The following is a 17,806-nucleotide window of genomic DNA, read 5'->3' on the forward strand; positions in this document are numbered from 1 at the left end:
TCGTGTCACGAATCCGCTAAAAAATTAGGTTTCGCTAATCGACTTTGCTGATCAAAAAACCAGTCTACTAATAAAAAATTCTGCACAGTTCCTGCACAGGACAAAAATGGTCTTTTTTCATTAGTTAAATCAATGACTTACAAGTCACCGATATAATGAAGGGGAGAGGGGAACAGTACAATTTTCTCCACAACCATCACATTCTCCGCGTCTCCGCGTTAACCCGATATAAACAAGCTATTTGTTTCACGCAGAGAGCGCAGAATTCGCCGAGATTGGAAAGACCGTCACCCGGGACAAATGTCCGGTTTCAGGGTGTCCGAAAACAATCCGTAACGTCTGGAATGTTGTGGGGTGCAGACAGACGGCTTTCACGCGATCGAAGCCAATAGCAGCCGTTGATTCAGTTTTGGTAATGACAGATTCGCGCCCAAATCCAGACACAGATTTTGCCGAACGTCTCGTGCGGACCTATGATAGCTATCATTGAAGATTTTCAATCGATTAGAAGCCTTCGAAATTAGCGATTTCTGCTGGTTGGGACTGTCCGGAAGCCTATCACGTATCTGCATCCCGGTTATGCACTTAGGCGCAATTATATCTCAGAATCGAACTTTAAAAGTTGTACCGCGTCCATGAACAATTTCAATTGTCCCGCCGAGACTTTGAGCTAGGGCTTGAATGAGACTCATCCCCAGACTGCCTTCGCTGACAGTTTCAATATTGAAGCCCGGCACAAGACCTATGCCTTCATCGCTGACCTGAAGCTGCCGGAGCGCGCCATCGTGGGTCAACGCAACATGAACAATACCGCCATTTGCGTCGTAAGCATGCTTGGCTGCATTGGTAACCAACTCGGTCACTAGCAGCGCAAACGAAACCGCGTGGTCGGGAGCCGCCTCTATTTCTTCCGACGAGCAACGGATATCGAGATGCTCGAGCTGTTCCGACAGCGTTTCGCAGAGTTCGGCAAGAAGGGCGCGCAGGTCGATCGTGTCGCCCCCAGCTTCGCGCCATAACCGATCATGCGTCCGCGCGACAGCGATAACCCGGTCCGACGCGTCGCTGAGCGCATCGGCCTCCTTGGGTGTTTTACTCGACTTCGCCTTCATCGTGAGCAAGCTTGAGAGGATCGCTAAGCTATTTTTAACCCGGTGGCTTGCTTCCTGAACTAGAAGCTTCTGATAATCGAGCGCTTGCGAAAGGCGGTCCTCCGCCACCTGGCGGTCGAGCGCGACGCCAACAAAATTGGCAAGACCTTGAAGAAATGCTAGATCGGCTGCCTCGAACTCACCGGCAGATGAACTGTCCACCTCAAGGACGCCCCAGCGCCCACCCCCGTAAGTGATCAGAACATTGATCGCTCGTTTCACACCGTGTTCGATCATCAACAGCGGCGTGCGAAATTGCTCTTCGCCTTCAAGATGGTTGGAGATAACTGGCGATCCCGTATGGAAAGCATATCCTGCTGGCGATTCCATATCGGCTCCAAATGTAACTTCCCCGATGACACCAGCGCGCCACCCGACACCAGCACGGATCAACAGGTCGTTCTCGATTTTTCGATATTCGAGAATCTTCGAGAGGCTTGCGCGCATTCCGAGCGCAGCAGTTTTGGCTGCTTCATCTAATAAATCGGCGACACTGGATGACTTTAGGGCTTCCATACCAAAGTTGGACAGCGCCGCTTGTTGTTCCAGCCGGTATCCCAGCATTGATCCAGTACCGACCGCATCGACAGCCTGAGCGAATGAACCTTGCCTCGGTCCCTTGACGTCAGCATTTTCAATTAACTCTGCGCCGTTAGTTTCAAGCTCGACCTTTTTGCGGGGCATTTAGATCATACCTTTGTGCTCGAAGAATCAGGATAACGACGGGCCTTGGAGCGACGATTGGTGAGCGAGCCAAGGCCGAATTGAGAGCGGTGTTAGCTGACGCGGGCGCTGTCCGCAATCAGATGAACGGACGGTGGTATGTAACACGATAAGTTTGGAGGCTCAACGTCCGAGATGTTAGCAGCAACAGCCAAGCGTTCTAACGGGCCTAAACAGATGCTATTTGTCGATCCAAGCACCGAAGCATACAGTCCGCTCCCGGCCCAGAAACAAAAGCTGAACGAATGGCCGCTTTTAACAGACGCCCCAAACCATCCAAACGACTGAAAAGTTGTCGTATCCCGAAAGTCCGCTTTTAACAAACATTCTGGATTACCCGACATAAAAAAGCCACCCCCGCCCCAAAAGACGCGCGACGCCTTCTTCCTTTTTGCCTTATTCCTTCTAGCGAAAAAATCTCAAGGCCCCTGCACAGGCGGCGCCAACCCGGCAACGCGCTGTGCTGCCCGTGCGATCACAATTCCCAGGTCGATACTGCCGCTATTCTTGCCAAGTTCCGCCGCCGTGGGCAGCGCCATTTCGACGCCCACGACATTCGCCGAAATCGCCGTTATTCGCAGGCTATAACGACCATAAGGGACAAATTCGAACAGAAAGAACCCGTCATATTCGCTGCGCGTCGTCTTGACGACGCGGCCGTTCCGGTCGAGCAGTTCGATGTCGACACCGCTCAGTATCCTACCGCCTTCGCGTTGCAAATTACCCGAAATCTCGCCCGCTGAAACCAGCGGAAGTTCGATAATAACCGGAATGCCCGGACGCGGAGTTACAACCACCCCGCCTGTTGCCGGTTGGACGAAGGGATCCGGCAGGGTTGATGCATCGATGCCAATCAACACCGGTTCATAGGGTTGTAGTCCGTCAATCACCGTCCGGCCCTGTGCATCGGTTGGCGGACCGCGCGCCGATAGACCTGCGGTCAATTCGACTTCTTTCTGAACGGTTTCACCAGCCTGTCTGATGCCATCGGCATTTTCGTCATGAAACACGACGGCAAAAGCCTGCCCGGCGGATGCCAGTTTTTCGGATGCGAAGCGCATTCCACCTTTATGTGGATCAGGCCCGATACTGAATGCAAGGTTCAAACCAGCCGCAACCGAACCGTCGCTGGCGACCTCCAGCTGACCCGTGAGTCCGAAATGACGGAAGCGGCGTGTGTGACCGAGCGCGAGGCGGCCGCGGGAATCGCTGTTTGAATAGCCGGCCTCAACTTTCCAGTCCGAAGTCTCGCCCGCACGCCATTCGCCGGTTATCTTTGACTCCCTGAAACCCCGGTCACCCATCAGGCCAAGCGTAGCCTCGCCGCGCAATCGAAGACCGCCTATGCGGCCGGACAAGCGCAACGATGTGTCGAGGCGCGTTTCGGGTCCGCCACCGAACGGGCTGTAATCCTTTACCCATTCAAGTTCGATGCTACTATTTATCTTCTTGATATTAAATGATAATCTGGACTCTGCTTCAAGCCGATGGCCGCCATCCGTCCGGTCAATATAGCGCAACTCGGCGCGCAGCGGAAAATAATGGCGCCCGAAACGCAAGCTGTGATCGAAGGATATGCTGTTAAAGTGGCGCACGTCACGATCATAGCGCTCGCTTTCATATCCACCGAGCAGCCATGCACTCTCTCCGCTCACTAATGTTTCACCGACTTGCGCCAAAAGCTGGCCACGCACAGCGTAGCCCCCGGCCAAATTTGCTGCGCTGGCCAATTCCAATAAGGTAGGGCCGATAGCGCGGCGTACCGAGCCTTCGAGATAATATTGCCGGTTACCGCGTAAAACCGAGGTGAAAAGCGACGCGGCGACTGACGTCTTGGGGTCAAGGCCTCTCTCAAGGCCAAATCCTCCACGCACACCCAGAAAATCGCTCGGGTCGACGCTATCCAGATTGATGAGGTCCCGCCCGGAGTCCTGAACCGCGGCCCAATAATAAGTTTCACGCGGCGGTATGGAGCCCAGACCCACAGGGATCATTTTCACATCGCGGCGGATTTGCCCCTGTGGACCGTAAAGGACAATTTCGAAGCGGTTCTGGCCATAAAACAACTGGACATCGAGAAACTCATAGCGGCCATCACCGCGACTTTGGACATAGCCGATCAACTGTTCGTTACGATACAGCTCCGCATCCCATCCATTGGGCAACTCTCCGCGAAAAACCGTGCGATCAAAACTGTCGGGGCGATTAAGCGGCCGGTTTGTCACAAACGCACCGCGACCGGCCGTTGTTTGTATGCCCAGCGGCGTAACATTGGTCGCAACGTCTCCCAAAGCCCAATGCGTGGCTTTCAACGGGCCAAGCAAGGCACCATTCGGGTCGGTACGATACGCACGGACGCGCAAATTTTCGGCAATGCCCCGATCATCCGAGGATAATCGGGCATCAAAAGACGCCCCGGCAATTTCACCACTGGCGTAAATTTCATAGCGTGCCTCGATTCTGCGGCCCACCGGCTTGTCGTGGGCTGCGCCGACAGACGCCACGACGTCGATCGACGGTTTGCGGAACATTTTATACGGATCACGCGCTTGTGGCAGGCTGGAAAGATCAAATTCCTTTTGCGGACGCACTTTGCCGGCACGGGACTTGCGTTCCTCGGCCAGTTCAAAAGGCAATTTGCGGTCTGCGCTGATAATCAGCAGGGCATTGGATAAATCGGCTTTGATATCGACATTAAGCCAGGCCGCGAGAGTTTTCGTATCCACGCACCAGCCTTCGGGTACATCGCGGACATCACTCTCGGCAACTGCAGATGTTTTGTTCATGATTTGTACCAAGCGCGATTCACGGTCGAGCGTGAAGGTCCGGCTTTCTTCAAATAACCAGCCAGTTGCGCGGCGCGACTTTTTGTCCAGACGTAACGGCAAATCAAATGCGATAATTACGTCGGCGAAATCCACACAGACGCCTGAGTCCGTTTGATAACCCCGGACACCGTCGCCGACGCGCCATTGGCCGACGCGGACATCGAACAGCAGCGCATCATCCTCATTCGGTTGCCAGGCCGCCGCATACGCCGAAGCAACGGGAAGAGTGAACATCCCCGTTGCCACGGCCATCGCCGTAAATGCCTTTGCGGCCTTTTGAAGAAATCTGTGCATAGCAGGCTAAAGAAAGAGCCTCCGCCCCTGTTTCAGCGCAGAACCGTGCGTACCTGTGCGATCAACCCGCCACCGGCTTCCGGGGCTTCGTAATATGAGATCACAACCTCGCCCTGCATTTTTGCTGCTACTTCTGGGGCAAGGGGGAGCGACACAATACGGCTGGCAATCTCGGGATATATCGCAATCCCCTTGGCAACCGAAATGGGCTCGGACACGCCGGGTTTCGTGACGTGTATTTCGCCGAAAATCGATTTATCACCCTGACGCGCCATATCGAATTCAAGCGTCGGTCCCTCATTATCCTTGCCCAGACGAACATTGGTCAACGCCGCAGTGCCTTGCAGATTTCCCTTACGGACAATCACCGGAATGCTGATCCCGTAAATGGGGATCAACTGTATCCGCAGACTGTTGGCGCTATCGGCGGTGCCGTCGGCGGCTGGTGTTTTGGGAATGGCGCGGAACAGCATATGGGCGCGGTATTCGCCGTCGGGCAGGGCATCTATGGCTTGCAAGCCAATACGGATCGACTGCGGCTGATTGGGCGGTAACGTTACACGGCGCGGCGCATAACGTATGACATCAAGCACTGCCTTTTCCATGTCATTGGCCGCAACCACGTCGACATCATCAAGCCGTCCCTGATCGTTCATCCGGCGAAGTTCGAGCGTTATCCGGTAGGTCGCTTCTTCATCACCGATGTTGTTCAGAATAACTTCCGTGCCCCGGCGGCCATCCAGTATGACCCGAGTCGGCGCAATGAGAAGATCTCCGGCCGCGTGCGCTGGTGCTACAGTACCGGCAGTCATTGCGACCACCAAAAGTGCGCCCAGATTAATCCGGGCAGCAAAGCAGGCAAATGCCTGAAAACGCCACTGGCGCATAAATATTCCCCATCCACATAATGCGCGCGGAAATTGGCCTGGTCGCCTGTCCGCACTGGTCCATGCTTCCGGCATGCCAAAATATGGTTACCATCCGGCTAACGAACGGATTTTGGGCAAAGAAAAACCCCCGGCAGGGATGCTGCCGGGGGTGCTCTCCTCGCCTTCGCCCTAAGGCGCGACGTTTATTGGTAGTCAGCCGAAACGTTGTACGTTCCGGTGTAGGTTCCTGCGGCCTGGTTTGCTGCAATGGCAAGCGAACCGCCAACGAAGAAAACTTCGGCGGCACCGGTCGACGTGAATGACGTAATCGACGGATCAAGCGTCAACGCGATGCTGTTGGCGCCTGATGTCAAAGTGGTCGATGCAGGAACGGTGACGCCGACTACATAACCCGACGTCGCACCGCTTACGGTGAAGCGTCCGCGAAGTGCTGTACCAACGCAGGTAACGCCTGCTGAACATGTGCGTGCGTTCGATGTATTTGGCAATGTAACGGTTCCGGCGGCAGCACTCGAAGCTACGACACCAAAATCCAAACCATCATTCTGCGCAAGCTGCACAGCGGCAAGAATATCAACTTCGGCGGTTGCGGTCTGGGTAGCGGCATTGGCGCCGGTCGAAACCAAAGCGGCAGCTGCGATTGCGCCAGCAAGGGCGATTTTCGACTTGTTCAACATATACTGGTCCTTCGTGACATAAGCAGATTAGAATGCCCCACTGCATTCACCGTTGCTTATGCACAGCAAATCATAAGGCTTTGCTGCCCTTCATGGTTAACGAAAACTTTATAAGTAAGCGCCGCTGGCCCCTGCATGGGTCCGCCGCAAACAAGCCAGTTTCCGCTTTGCAAAATGTCAGAATTTTTCGCCAGTCAGACGCTGGCACAGCATATCCAGCTGATCTAGGCTGCCATATTCAAAAGTGACCGACCCCGCCCCGGTTGAATTCCGTTGGTTGATTTTTACCTTCAACCCCAGCAAATCGCCCAAATGGGTTTCCACCGCGTGGATATCTGCGTTATCGGAACCTGCCGTGCGCGCAGATGATGCTCCGGGCTTGGGTGAGCGCCCCCTTTTGACTAAAGCTTCAGTCGCACGAACCGATAGACCTTGCTTTATAACTACCATCGCCAGCCGGACGGGATCATCTGTACCCAACAATGCCCGGGCGTGACCCATCGACAATTTTTCTTCGACAACCAGTTCACGAATCGCAACCGGAAGCTCAAGAAGACGCATCATATTGGCGACATGGCTGCGCGATTTGTGCACCAGGTCGGCCAAAGCAGTTGCGCTATGGCCAAATAATTCAGTCAGCTTGCGATAAGCCTCGGCCTCTTCGATCGGATTCAGATCCTGCCGCTGGATATTTTCCAGCAAAGCGATTTCCATTGTTTCCGCATCGTCAAAGTTTCTGATGATCGCAGGTAATTCATGAATCTGCGCCCTCTGCGCCGCACGCCAACGGCGCTCACCAGCCACAATTTGATATGCGCCACCCATGGGGCGGACCACAATCGGCTGAATAATGCCGTGCCGGCCTATGCTCGCAGCCAGTTCGTCCAACTTTTCATCAGAGAAATAGCGACGTGGCTGATCCGGATTTGGACGGATTTCCCCGACCGCGATCATCGCGACACCGCTTATCGGCGAACTGCCGGTTAATTTAGTCGCCGAACTTTGGGAATCATCGCGAATCGCCTCACCCAGCAAAGCATCAAGTCCGCGGCCCAAACCCATTTTCTTCCTGACGGGTGCCTTTTCCAATGATTCTTCCGGAGTCATGCTGCAAGCTCCCGCGTCGGCATCCGTCCGATCAACTCACGGGCCAAATTGATATACGCCTCTGACCCCGAACAACGATGGTCATAGACCAACGCGGGCAATCCATGACTGGGGGCTTCCGAAAGACGGACGTTGCGCGGGATGACGGTGTCAAACACCAAACCACCCAAACAGCTTCGCACGTCATCCGCCACCTGGTCGGTCAAACGATTACGGCGGTCATACATGGTCAACGCGACGCCCAATATCGAAAGATTGGGGTTAAACCGCTTTTGAATGCGCTCAACTGTTTGTAATAATTGACTTAAACCTTCTAGCGCAAAAAATTCGCATTGCAACGGAACCAGGATGGAATCCACCGCGACTAATGAGTTAATCGTCAACAGGCCCAAGGAAGGTGGGCAATCGATGAGGCAAATATCCCAATGGGCATCAGACTTATCAAAGGAAGTTTTTAGCCGTCCTGTCCTGTCTTCATATTCGACAAGTTCAATCTCTGCACCCGAAAGATCGACGGTTGCCGGAACGATATCAAGGTTGGGAATCTTTGTCGGGATAGCCGCGTCTTTTAATGAGACATCGCCTAGCAGTAAGTCATAACTGCTATGCACACGTTCCGCCTGTTTCAAGCCCAGCCCGGTGGACGCATTGCCCTGTGGGTCGAGATCCACCAAAACACAACGCCAACCACTCGCCGCCAATGCCGTAGCAAGATTTATTGCGGTTGTTGTTTTTCCAACGCCGCCCTTCTGGTTTGCTATCGCTATTCGAATCATCGTCCGTGATGCCTCTATTCCGCCGCAGCGGTTCCTTTTTCGCGTCGCCCAGCCAAATGTCCGACCAATATTCCGGCTTCCGGATCGGTGACACTCGACTCAATTCGGAACTCACCCCTCCAGACCGGTTGAACCCGTTCCCATTCCTTAGCGGCATTCCGTCCCTTTGGTAACAGCCATAACGTCTTATTTGTGGAAAATCGTGCGGCAAGGTCAAACAGACGGTCCAACGGGGCAAAAGCCCGGGCACTAATGACCGAATATGGGGCAGTTTCCACACGCTCCAACGGCATTCCGGCAATGCAGACGCGATCCTCCAGATCAAGCAGGGCGATAGCCCTTTGCAAATAGTCAATCCGGCGACCGCGTGACTCAACAAGTGTTACTTCATGTGTACTTAGCAACGCAGCAACGATACCAGGAAAGCCTGCACCCGATCCAAGGTCGATCCAGCTAACGGGCTCGCTCGGGCAAAAGCGCAACAACTGAGCGCTATCGACGATATGTCGGTCCCATATATGATCAAAGGTGGAGGCGGAAATAAGATTCTGGCTCTCCGCTTCGCGTTTCAGAAAAGCGATAAAAGCTTCGAGCTTCTCCTCTGTTTCACGTGAAACGGCAAAATGATCCCAGAGCCACTGGCGGGCTTCCTCCTCGGTCACGCCGCAACATCGCTTATCTGTTGCGCCCTCTTGGCGTGTACCATGATCGCAACCAGCGCCGCGGGTGTGACACCGCGTACCCGTGCCGCCGCTGCAAGATTTTCTGGGCGCGCGGCTTCCAGTCGCTCAACCATCTCGTTCGACAGACTAGCTATCGCCCGATAATCTAACCAGTCCGGCAACAGCACCTTCTCATTCGCCGAAATTTCCCGAATTTCATTTTCCTGCCGATCAAGATAGGGGGCATAGCGCCCGTCCTGTTCGAGCTCATCCAGTAAAGTGTCATCCCACTGACAGACTGTTTCACGTGAAACAGGCAATAGGTCGCGAACCGTCACCGACGGGAAGCGGAGCCATTCATAGAGCGACATACGACCTGCATCCCGCTTCACATCCAGGCCATGGCGGAGCAGTTGATCGGCTGAATAGCTTTTGGAAAAATCGGCTTCAAGAGCGAGCTTTTCTGATAGTCGCTTAGTGAACCAACTCGCGCGTTCTTCCCCTACACAACCCGCCTGAAGCGCCATCGTTGTCAGCCGCGTACTGGCATTATCAGCGCGCAGCCTCAACCGGTATTCGGCGCGTGCCGTAAGCATCCGGTAAGGTTCCGTGACGCCCTGCAAAATCAGGTCATCGACCATTACCGCCAGATAGCTGTTGGACCGGTCGAGCGCGGGCATGTCCCGACCCAAAAGGCGCGATACCGCACCCATACCTGCGATTAAGCCTTGTGCCGCGGCTTCTTCGTAACCCGTCGTGCCGTTAATCTGGCCTGCACAATAGAGCCCGTCAAAACCGCGCACCGCCAGATTGGTATCCAGAGCACGCGGGTCGATATGGTCATATTCAACCGCATAGCCCGGAACGACAACCTCGCACTGCTCCAGACCGGTCATCGACCGGACCATGGCCATCTGGATATCGGTCGGCAATGATGTCGAAATTCCGTTAGGATAGATCAGGAAACTGTCGAGGCCTTCTGGTTCCAGAAACACCTGATGTCCGTCGCGGTCGCCGAAGCGAAATATTTTGTCTTCGATCGAAGGACAATAACGCGGCCCCTGCCCTGCGATATCCCCGCCAAATAACGGCGAACGGTCCAGCCCGCTGCGGATGATATCATGCGTCGCGCTATTAGTCCGGCTGATGGCACAGAAAAGCTGGGGAACATGGCGGTGTTTTGTGAGCGGCGACATTGTCCAGGAGCTGTCATCGGACGGCTGCACATCCAGTTTCGCCCAGTCAATGGTGCGGCCATCCAGCCGTGGCGGAGTTCCTGTTTTCAGGCGTGCCATGGGCAACCCGGAACCCCTGATCTGATCCGCCAACTTAAGCGCTGAGGATTCGCCAATCCGGCCTCCTTCGAGACGCTCTTCCCCGCGGAACAGCTTTCCGCCCAAAAAAGTACCGGTGGCCAATATCACGGCGGAACAGGCGATGCTGCTGTCATCCGCCAGATCAACGCCCACAACCCGACGGCTGTTATCCGGTGCAAAGCGCAAAGCCGCGACCTCGCCTTCGATTATCGTCAAATTAGGTAAAGCCGCCAACTGCCGCTGGATTGAAGCCTTGAACAATTTGCGGTCGGCCTGAATTCTGGGGCCCTGGACAGCTGCACCTTTGGAGGCGTTGAGCATCCGGTAATGGACGGCCGCATCATCGGCGGCGCGCGCGATCAGGCCATCAAAGGCGTCCACTTCGCGGACGAGATGTCCCTTGCCTAGCCCGCCGATGGCGGGGTTGCACGACATGGCACCAATCGTCGTCCTGTCGAAATTGACCAGAGCCACACGGGCACCCATCCGTGCCGCCACAGCGGCAGCTTCAGTACCCGCATGGCCTCCGCCAATGACCAATATGTCGACATCGCACCGCATATTGCGCGCATAGCGGAGTAGGGAGGCGGGGTCAAAGTGGTTGGAGGTGTTTCACGTGAAACACATTATTTTCCGACGCAGAAACGCGCGAACAGCGTATCCAGCAAATCCTCTGTATGCGCGCGCCCGGTCAAGGCGTCGAGTGTGAGTCGTGCCTGACGCAGATGTTCGGCGATGATCAGCCAGTCGTGCGACTCTGCTGCTTCCAACAGCCCCGATGCCGTTTGCGCCAACAAAGTGCGTTGGCGCGCATTGACCGCAAACTGGTCGGGCGGCGGTAGTAGCGCTTTCGCCGTTTCGGTAAGCACCACAATCAGATTGGTCATCCCTTCATCAGCGACGGCCGAAACGGTAAGTGCGTGCGATCCTTTCCGCTTGCGCGTGGGATCGTCGGACTTCGCCTCTACTTCGATCAGATGGGGATGATCGGGGCCGGTGCCCTCCTCCCCTAGCCACAGGATAATATCGGCATTGTCCATCGCTGCCTTGGTGCGCTCGATTCCGATCGCTTCGATCCGGTCGTCGGTTTCGTCACGCAATCCGGCCGTATCCAGAAAAAGGAAAGCGATGCCGTCGATCGATACCGGTACCTCAATTACATCACGGGTGGTCCCGGCTATATCGGACACAATCGCCGCATCGCGTGCGACCAGCGCGTTGAGCAATGTTGACTTACCGCTGTTGGGTGGGCCGCCCAGAACGATCCGCAATCCGTCGCGCAGCTTTTCTACGCCGGGGGATTTGACAAGTCGGTCGATGGCGTCATGAAGGCAGATACATCCTGTTGTAATTGTGTCTTTATTCTGCGTTTCGACATCGCCTTCATCGGAAAAATCGATCTCGGCCTCGGTCAGGGCGGACAAAGCCAGCGCCTCCTGCCGCCACGCTTCAATCCGCCGTGTGAACGCGCCACCCATCATGGCGCCCGCTGCACGGCGTTGCCATTCAGTCTCCGCCGACAACAGATCCGCCAAACCCTCGGCCTCGTTCAGGTCCATCCGGCCATTGAGGAACGCCCGACGCGTAAACTCGCCCGCCTCGGCGCGGCGCAAGCCCGGCAGTGCGGTTAATGCGGCTTCCACCGCACGCACGACCGCTTTGCCGCCATGTAGATGCAGTTCGGCCAAATCCTCGCCTGTGGCGCTGTTTGGACCCGGAAAGGTCAGGACAAGGGCGCGATCCAGTTCTTCGCCTTTACTGTCGCGGAGAACGGCCAGCGAAGCACGCCTTGGTTCCGGTACGCGACCGGCCAAGGCCTCGACCGCTGCAAAGGCGCCCGGTCCGCTCATCCGCATAACCGAAATCGCCGCGGGCGGGGCGCCACTCGACAGCGCGAAAATCGTGTCCGTGGCGCGCATGGCTGGGGTTTACTTTTTGTCCTTCGGCGTCACGCCCGAAAAGGCGGCTTTCGCCCCGGTTTCGATAAGTTGCTGGAACAATTGCAGTCCCATTTGCCCCATCGGCGCGATCTGCTTGCCCAGTTCCTGCAATTGCTCGATCCCGCCCGCACCTTTCATCAGCTTGGTGATATTCTGGACATAGGCCTCATTCGCTTCGGTAACATCCGGCAAGCCCAGCAGGGCGCGTGCTTCTTCGGGTGAGCAATCAATCTCTATATTCATTTTCATGGGCGCTGGCCCTCCTTCCTCTTCCCTCGAACAGCGGCCACTATAGAGCGAAAGCCGGATCACGCAATTGCCGAGCAGAGACGGGACTAGCGCGCATAAACGCCGGACCGAAAAAGGGCCCCACATCGGGGGCCCTTTTTTCTTACATACCGGCCATCGCCATTACGTGGGGCTGAACCTCGTGCCAGCCTTCCCAGATCATCTTGCCCGCGACATAGACGATGACGACCAGACCGACCCACCCAATCCAGCGGTAACGCTCGATATACTGGGCGATTATATTGGCCGCAACACCCATCAAGGCGACGGCAAAGATCAGACCGACGATCAGGATGCCCGGATGTTCACGCGCGGCACCAGCTACGGCAAGAACATTGTCGAGGCTCATCGACACATCGGCAACGGCTACACCCCAAGCAGCACCTGCAAAGGTCTTAGTGGATTTGATACCCGAATGTTCATCACCGGCGATTTCCGGAGATCCGGCAGATTCACCCGCATGGCCCGCAATATCGCGGTACATCCGCCACGCGACCCACAGCAATAGCAAGCCACCCGCCAATACCAGTCCAACAATGCCTAGCAACCATGTGACCATCAGGGCGAAAATGATACGTAACACTAACGCCGCCAGCACACCGATCAGAATTACCTTCTTGCGCTGTTCAGGGGGCAATCCGGCAGCAAGGGCACCGACCACAATCGCATTGTCGCCCGCCAGTACCAGATCGATCAGCAACACCTGAATGAAGGCCGCAAAGGCCGCCGGTTCGCCGATATTAGAGAAATCCTTGACGATAGCGGCCCAAATTTCGGCGGGTCCACCCAAAGATGTAGCCGTACTGGCCGTTGCAATCAGAAATTCAAACATAGTGTCCGACCTTATGCCTTACTGGTTCATCGAATCGAAGAAATCTTCGTTTGTCTTGGAATCCTTCATCTTGTCGAGGAGGAATTCCATCGCGTCAATGGTACCCATCTGCATGAGAATACGGCGTAGCACCCACATTTTCTTGAGCTTGCCTTCCTCGACCAGCAACTCTTCTTTGCGCGTGCCGGACTTGCCAACATCGAGCGCCGGGAAGATTCGCTTGTCGGAAACCTTGCGATCAAGCACGATTTCCGAGTTGCCGGTGCCCTTGAATTCTTCGAAGATAACTTCGTCCATGCGGCTGCCGGTATCGATCAGCGCGGTTGCGATGATCGATAGCGAACCACCTTCTTCTATATTCCGCGCAGCACCAAAGAAGCGCTTGGGCCGTTGCAGCGCGTTTGCATCAACACCGCCGGTCAGTACCTTGCCGGAGCTGGGAACCACTGTGTTATAGGCGCGGCCCAGACGCGTGATAGAGTCGAGCAGGATGACAACATCATGCTTGTGCTCGACCAGGCGCTTTGCCTTTTCAATGACCATTTCAGCTACTTGAACGTGGCGTGTCGCGGGTTCATCAAAGGTGGAGGACACAACTTCCCCCTTCACCGAACGTTGCATGTCGGTCACTTCCTCGGGCCGTTCGTCAATCAACAAGACGATCAAGAACACCTCGGGATGGTTGTCAGTGATCGCCCTGGCTATGTTTTGTAGCAGCACGGTTTTACCAGTGCGTGGTGGGGCCACGATTAGGGCGCGCTGACCCTTGCCTTGCGGGCTGACGATGTCGATGACGCGCGCCGACTTGTCCTTAACGGTGGGGTCCAACGAATCAAGCGTCAGCTTTTCATCAGGATATAACGGCGTGAGATTGTCAAAATTGACGCGATGCCGGACGGCATCTGGGTCGTCAAAGTTGATTTTCATAACCTTGGTCAGCGCAAAATAACGCTCGCCATCCTTGGGTGCGCGGATTTCACCTTCGACCGTGTCGCCGGTACGCAAGCCAAATTGCCGCACCATATTTGGAGAAACATAGATATCATCCGGCCCAGCCAGATAGTTGGCCTCGGGCGAACGCAGGAAACCGAAGCTGTCGGGTAGAACTTCGATGGTGCCCAGACCCATGATCTGTTCGCCATCTTCGGCCAACTCTTTCAAAATGGCAAACATCAGGTCCTGCTTCCGCAATGTAGAAGCGCCTTCGACACCTAATTCTTCAGCCATCGATACAAGATCGGCGGGGTTTTTGCTTTTCAGCTCTTTCAAATGCATAGATAATTCCGTTGTCGGACCTGTAAAGTCCTGATGAAGGATGGGCCAGCGGCCCGATGAGTGAACCGGTTTCAAAAAGGCAACCGGTGAAAAAGGAAAATCGGTAGCGCGTTTCTTAAACGGATCGCGCCTCACGCCCAGGACGGGCTTGAATCCCTGAATAGTCACTATGATGATGCACGTCAACTCTATTGGGTTGCAAGCCCCGCCGCAACGGTTTGCCGCATTATGAAGGCATGTTAACCGCAGAGCTTATGGTCTGGTTGTATGCGTTCATGTACCAGAAAGGTACAAGAGCGAAGGCCTGCGATCGGGAAATAAAAATAAACGACCATATTCAAGTGAAGGAGTATTTATGCGAATTAATTCCAAAAGGGCGGGACAAGCCGTCCTGCTTGGGCTGTTGTGTGCCACAACATCAACATTAGCGTCGGCACAACAACAATCGGATCCCACAATTATCGTCGATGGAACGCCCATTGAAGATTTTGCCACCTTGGCGAAAGGACCAGAGATAAAGGGCATCATTTCTGCGAGGAGCGGTGAAAAGATAAAAGTGACTACTGCCGCAGGCGCTAACACCACTATCATTGTTACTGACGCAACCCAGATTAAATCAGGTGGCGGATTTTTGAGCGGAAACCGCGCAAAAATCGCTGCAAATGGATTGCTCAACGGTCTTCCTGTCACCGTGAAGACTTTGCAATCCGCATCCGGACTGGTTGCAAGCCACATTACGTTCAAGAACAACGATATGAAAACTGCAACGATGATCCGGAACGGCACCGCGCAGCAATTTGACGAACAGACAGCCGCAACAGAAGCACTACGTGGACGCATGGGCGATATTGACAAATATAATATCAAGAGCACCGCCAATGTCTATTTTGACACTGGTAAGGCAATGCTTTCGGTGCAAGCCAAAGAAGAACTCTGCTCAACCGCGGCAACCGCTGAAGCGACCGAAAATGCGTTGATGTTGGTTGTAGGCTATACCGATTCTGTAGGCGACGAAGAATATAACCAGCAATTAAGCGAAAAGCGCGCAAGGAGCGTTATCAATTATCTGCAACAAGCCTGCCGCTGGAAACCCTATCGTATGCTGACACCAACCGGAATGGCAGAATCCGATCCGCTTGCCAGCAACGATACCGAAGAAGGAAAAGCGCAAAACCGGCGCGTATCAGTCAATATATTGGTGAGCAAAAGTCTGGACGGAATTTAAGAATAAAGAACCGGGGTGGGTTAACGCCCACCCCGCTTAAAACGGCTTTGCAACTACTAAAATCACGATAATCGCAGCAGTTATCCCAGGCACTTCGTTGAACAGACGCAATTGTTTACCGGTCAGGGTGCGCTCTCCTCGTGCCAGTTTTTTGGCGTAACTAACCGTCCAGCCGTGATAGGCCGAGAGACCAAGCACGAACAGCAGCTTGGCATGAAACCATCCGTCGGCCATCGCGCCGATATGCCACGCGAGCACCAAACCCACCACCCAGACAACGATGAGCGACGGGTTTAGAATGATCTTGATCAGCTTGGCTTCCCGATCCACCCATTTGGCGGATTCTTCGGAACCTTCGGCGCTTTCCTGATGATAGACGAAAAAGCGGGGTATCATGAAAAGACCCGCCATCCAGAAAATGACAAAAATGATATGGGCGGATTTAAGCCAGAAATAGAGCATTGCGATAATGTCCGTCATGATGGCGGCTTTCCCGGTTTATCCCTTGCGGACCAGAGTAAGCAGCTTTTCAACATGTTCAATAGGAGTATCTGGTAGAATCCCATGCCCCAGATTAAAAATATGTGGCCGGTTGGCAAAAGCCGACAGGATATTATCGACCGCATTCGTCAAATCAGCTCCACCGGAAATCAGCGCAAGGGGGTCGAGATTGCCTTGTACTGGCAATCCCTTGGGCAATTCACGGTTCGCCCAATGCGGATCTACAGTTTCATCCAATCCCAACGCATCAACCCCTGTTCCTTCGGCATATGCGGCCAACTTTCCGCCTGCACCTTTCGGAAAACCGATAATCGGTGTATCAGGATGACGCGCCTTTAACTGGCGGACAATTTCGGCATTCGGGGCGATAACCCATTTTTCAAATTGTGCCGGAGACAATGATCCGGCCCAGCTGTCAAATAACTGTACCGCATCAACGCCGGCATCGATTTGACCGGCAAGATAATCGACAGTGGTCGCAATTATTGCATCGATCAAGGAACCAAAACGTTCAGGTTCCGAATAGGCCATGCGTCGTGCTTCGGACTGGTCCTTACTGCCCTGTCCATGGACCATATAGGTCGCCACGGTCCAGGGACTGCCGACAAACCCTAGAAACGTCGTTTCGGGGGGCAAGGCAGCGGCAACCTTGCGAACGGTGTCTAGCACCGGTGCAAGGCGCTCTGGAGCAGGCGTGAAATTTTCCAGCCTGTCTTCGGCCAAGCGTGGGGCGAGACGTGGACCTTCTCCTGTTTCAAACCAAAGGTCTTGACCCATGGCGTGCGGAACAACGAGAATATCGGAAAACAGGATCGCCGCATCAAAACCAAAACGGCGAATGGGTTGAAGGGTAATTTCAGCCGCCGCCTCGCTATCATATGCAAGTTCAAGAAACCCACCTTTTTCCGCACGTAATGAGCGATATTCCGGCAAATAACGCCCAGCCTGACGCATCAACCACATTGGCGGTACTGCTTCTTGGTGGCCTGATAGGACGTTAAGCAGTTTCTTCGAATTTGGCGCTGACATCGAGATAAGAATCCAATCAAATATATATTTATATAAGGATGATGAAAGATGATGGGCTGTTGATAGCGCAAGCCTTAAAAGCTTTTGCGGATATTGCCAACAGCTTGACCACAGACGTTCATCTGATTGTAACGGAGTCGCAACTTTAGTCCCCGTTATTCACAACCTGTGGAGAGTATTTTGCGCTTGTGGAAACCCTGTGCCCGAATCGGGAGGTTAATCACGAATAGCAAGCATGAAAACCGCACATAAACTTTGTCCCTTGATTTATCCTCAGCCTACCAACAAGACT

Annotated in this window: 15 protein-coding genes; 1 reads left to right on the plus strand and 14 read right to left on the minus strand. The window is 54.4% G+C overall.

Annotation, left to right across the window (positions count from 1 at the left end):
* Positions 1–602: 602 nt before the first annotated feature.
* The 12 genes from ACEW72_RS11860 to rho all read right to left on the minus strand — a co-directional run bounded on the left by ACEW72_RS11860 (position 603) and on the right by rho (position 14,759).
* On the minus strand, positions 603–1,835 hold the full coding sequence (locus ACEW72_RS11860; RefSeq protein WP_373476596.1) for a sensor histidine kinase: 1,233 nt from the start codon (positions 1,833–1,835) through the stop codon (positions 603–605).
* Positions 1,836–2,293: 458 nt separating this feature from the next.
* Positions 2,294–4,996 carry a collagen binding domain-containing protein gene (locus tag ACEW72_RS11865; RefSeq protein WP_373476597.1) on the minus strand — a complete coding sequence of 901 codons (2,703 nt, stop codon included), beginning with the start codon at positions 4,994–4,996 and terminating at the stop codon, positions 2,294–2,296.
* A gap of 32 nt (positions 4,997–5,028) precedes the next feature.
* The gene (locus ACEW72_RS11870) at positions 5,029–5,883 is read right to left on the minus strand and encodes a molecular chaperone (protein WP_373476598.1); all 855 of its coding nucleotides are present in this window, start codon (positions 5,881–5,883) and stop codon (positions 5,029–5,031) included.
* A 185-nt stretch (positions 5,884–6,068) separates the two neighbouring features.
* Complete coding sequence (locus ACEW72_RS11875; RefSeq protein ID WP_373476599.1) at positions 6,069–6,563, minus strand: DUF4402 domain-containing protein; 495 nt, start codon at positions 6,561–6,563, stop codon at positions 6,069–6,071.
* Between the two features lie 177 nt (positions 6,564–6,740).
* Positions 6,741–7,670: a ParB/RepB/Spo0J family partition protein gene (locus tag ACEW72_RS11880; protein ID WP_373476600.1), complete on the minus strand. Its 930-nt coding sequence runs from the start codon at positions 7,668–7,670 to the stop codon at positions 6,741–6,743.
* Entirely contained in the window at positions 7,667–8,446 is a 780-nt protein-coding gene (locus ACEW72_RS11885) for a ParA family protein (RefSeq protein WP_373476601.1), read from the minus strand. Before ACEW72_RS11885 ends, ACEW72_RS11880 begins: the two co-directional genes overlap by 4 nt.
* A gap of 14 nt (positions 8,447–8,460) precedes the next feature.
* Complete coding sequence (gene rsmG, locus ACEW72_RS11890) at positions 8,461–9,108, minus strand: 16S rRNA (guanine(527)-N(7))-methyltransferase RsmG (RefSeq protein WP_373476602.1); 648 nt, start codon at positions 9,106–9,108, stop codon at positions 8,461–8,463.
* A complete protein-coding gene (gene mnmG, locus ACEW72_RS11895; RefSeq protein WP_373476603.1) occupies positions 9,105–10,985 on the minus strand; it encodes a tRNA uridine-5-carboxymethylaminomethyl(34) synthesis enzyme MnmG in 1,881 nt (626 codons plus the stop codon). The genes rsmG and mnmG overlap by 4 nt, the downstream gene beginning before the upstream one ends.
* Before the next feature lie 65 nt (positions 10,986–11,050).
* The gene (gene mnmE / locus ACEW72_RS11900) at positions 11,051–12,343 is read right to left on the minus strand and encodes a tRNA uridine-5-carboxymethylaminomethyl(34) synthesis GTPase MnmE (RefSeq protein ID WP_373476604.1); all 1,293 of its coding nucleotides are present in this window, start codon (positions 12,341–12,343) and stop codon (positions 11,051–11,053) included.
* 9 nt (positions 12,344–12,352) lie between these two features.
* Positions 12,353–12,613 (minus strand): DUF6489 family protein, encoded by a 261-nt coding sequence (locus ACEW72_RS11905; protein ID WP_373473297.1) that lies wholly within the window; start codon positions 12,611–12,613, stop codon positions 12,353–12,355.
* A 142-nt stretch (positions 12,614–12,755) separates the two neighbouring features.
* On the minus strand, positions 12,756–13,484 hold the full coding sequence (locus tag ACEW72_RS11910) for a YjbE family putative metal transport protein (RefSeq protein ID WP_373476605.1): 729 nt from the start codon (positions 13,482–13,484) through the stop codon (positions 12,756–12,758).
* A gap of 18 nt (positions 13,485–13,502) precedes the next feature.
* Positions 13,503–14,759 (minus strand): transcription termination factor Rho, encoded by a 1,257-nt coding sequence (gene rho / locus ACEW72_RS11915; protein ID WP_373476606.1) that lies wholly within the window; start codon positions 14,757–14,759, stop codon positions 13,503–13,505.
* A 355-nt stretch (positions 14,760–15,114) separates the two neighbouring features.
* Here rho and ACEW72_RS11920 point away from each other — a divergent pair, with 355 nt between their 5' ends.
* A complete protein-coding gene (locus tag ACEW72_RS11920; protein ID WP_373476607.1) occupies positions 15,115–15,984 on the plus strand; it encodes an OmpA family protein in 870 nt (289 codons plus the stop codon).
* Positions 15,985–16,020: 36 nt separating this feature from the next.
* On the opposite strand, the gene ACEW72_RS11925 is transcribed toward ACEW72_RS11920, so the two are convergent.
* Together ACEW72_RS11925 and hemE are read right to left on the minus strand one after the other, a co-directional pair.
* Positions 16,021–16,464: a CopD family protein gene (locus ACEW72_RS11925; protein ID WP_373476608.1), complete on the minus strand. Its 444-nt coding sequence runs from the start codon at positions 16,462–16,464 to the stop codon at positions 16,021–16,023.
* A gap of 18 nt (positions 16,465–16,482) precedes the next feature.
* Positions 16,483–17,514 carry a uroporphyrinogen decarboxylase gene (hemE, locus tag ACEW72_RS11930; RefSeq protein WP_373476609.1) on the minus strand — a complete coding sequence of 344 codons (1,032 nt, stop codon included), beginning with the start codon at positions 17,512–17,514 and terminating at the stop codon, positions 16,483–16,485.
* Positions 17,515–17,806 lie beyond the last annotated feature (292 nt).

Source organism: Sphingorhabdus sp. (assembly GCF_041737645.1).
Classification (GTDB): domain Bacteria; phylum Pseudomonadota; class Alphaproteobacteria; order Sphingomonadales; family Sphingomonadaceae; genus Sphingorhabdus_B.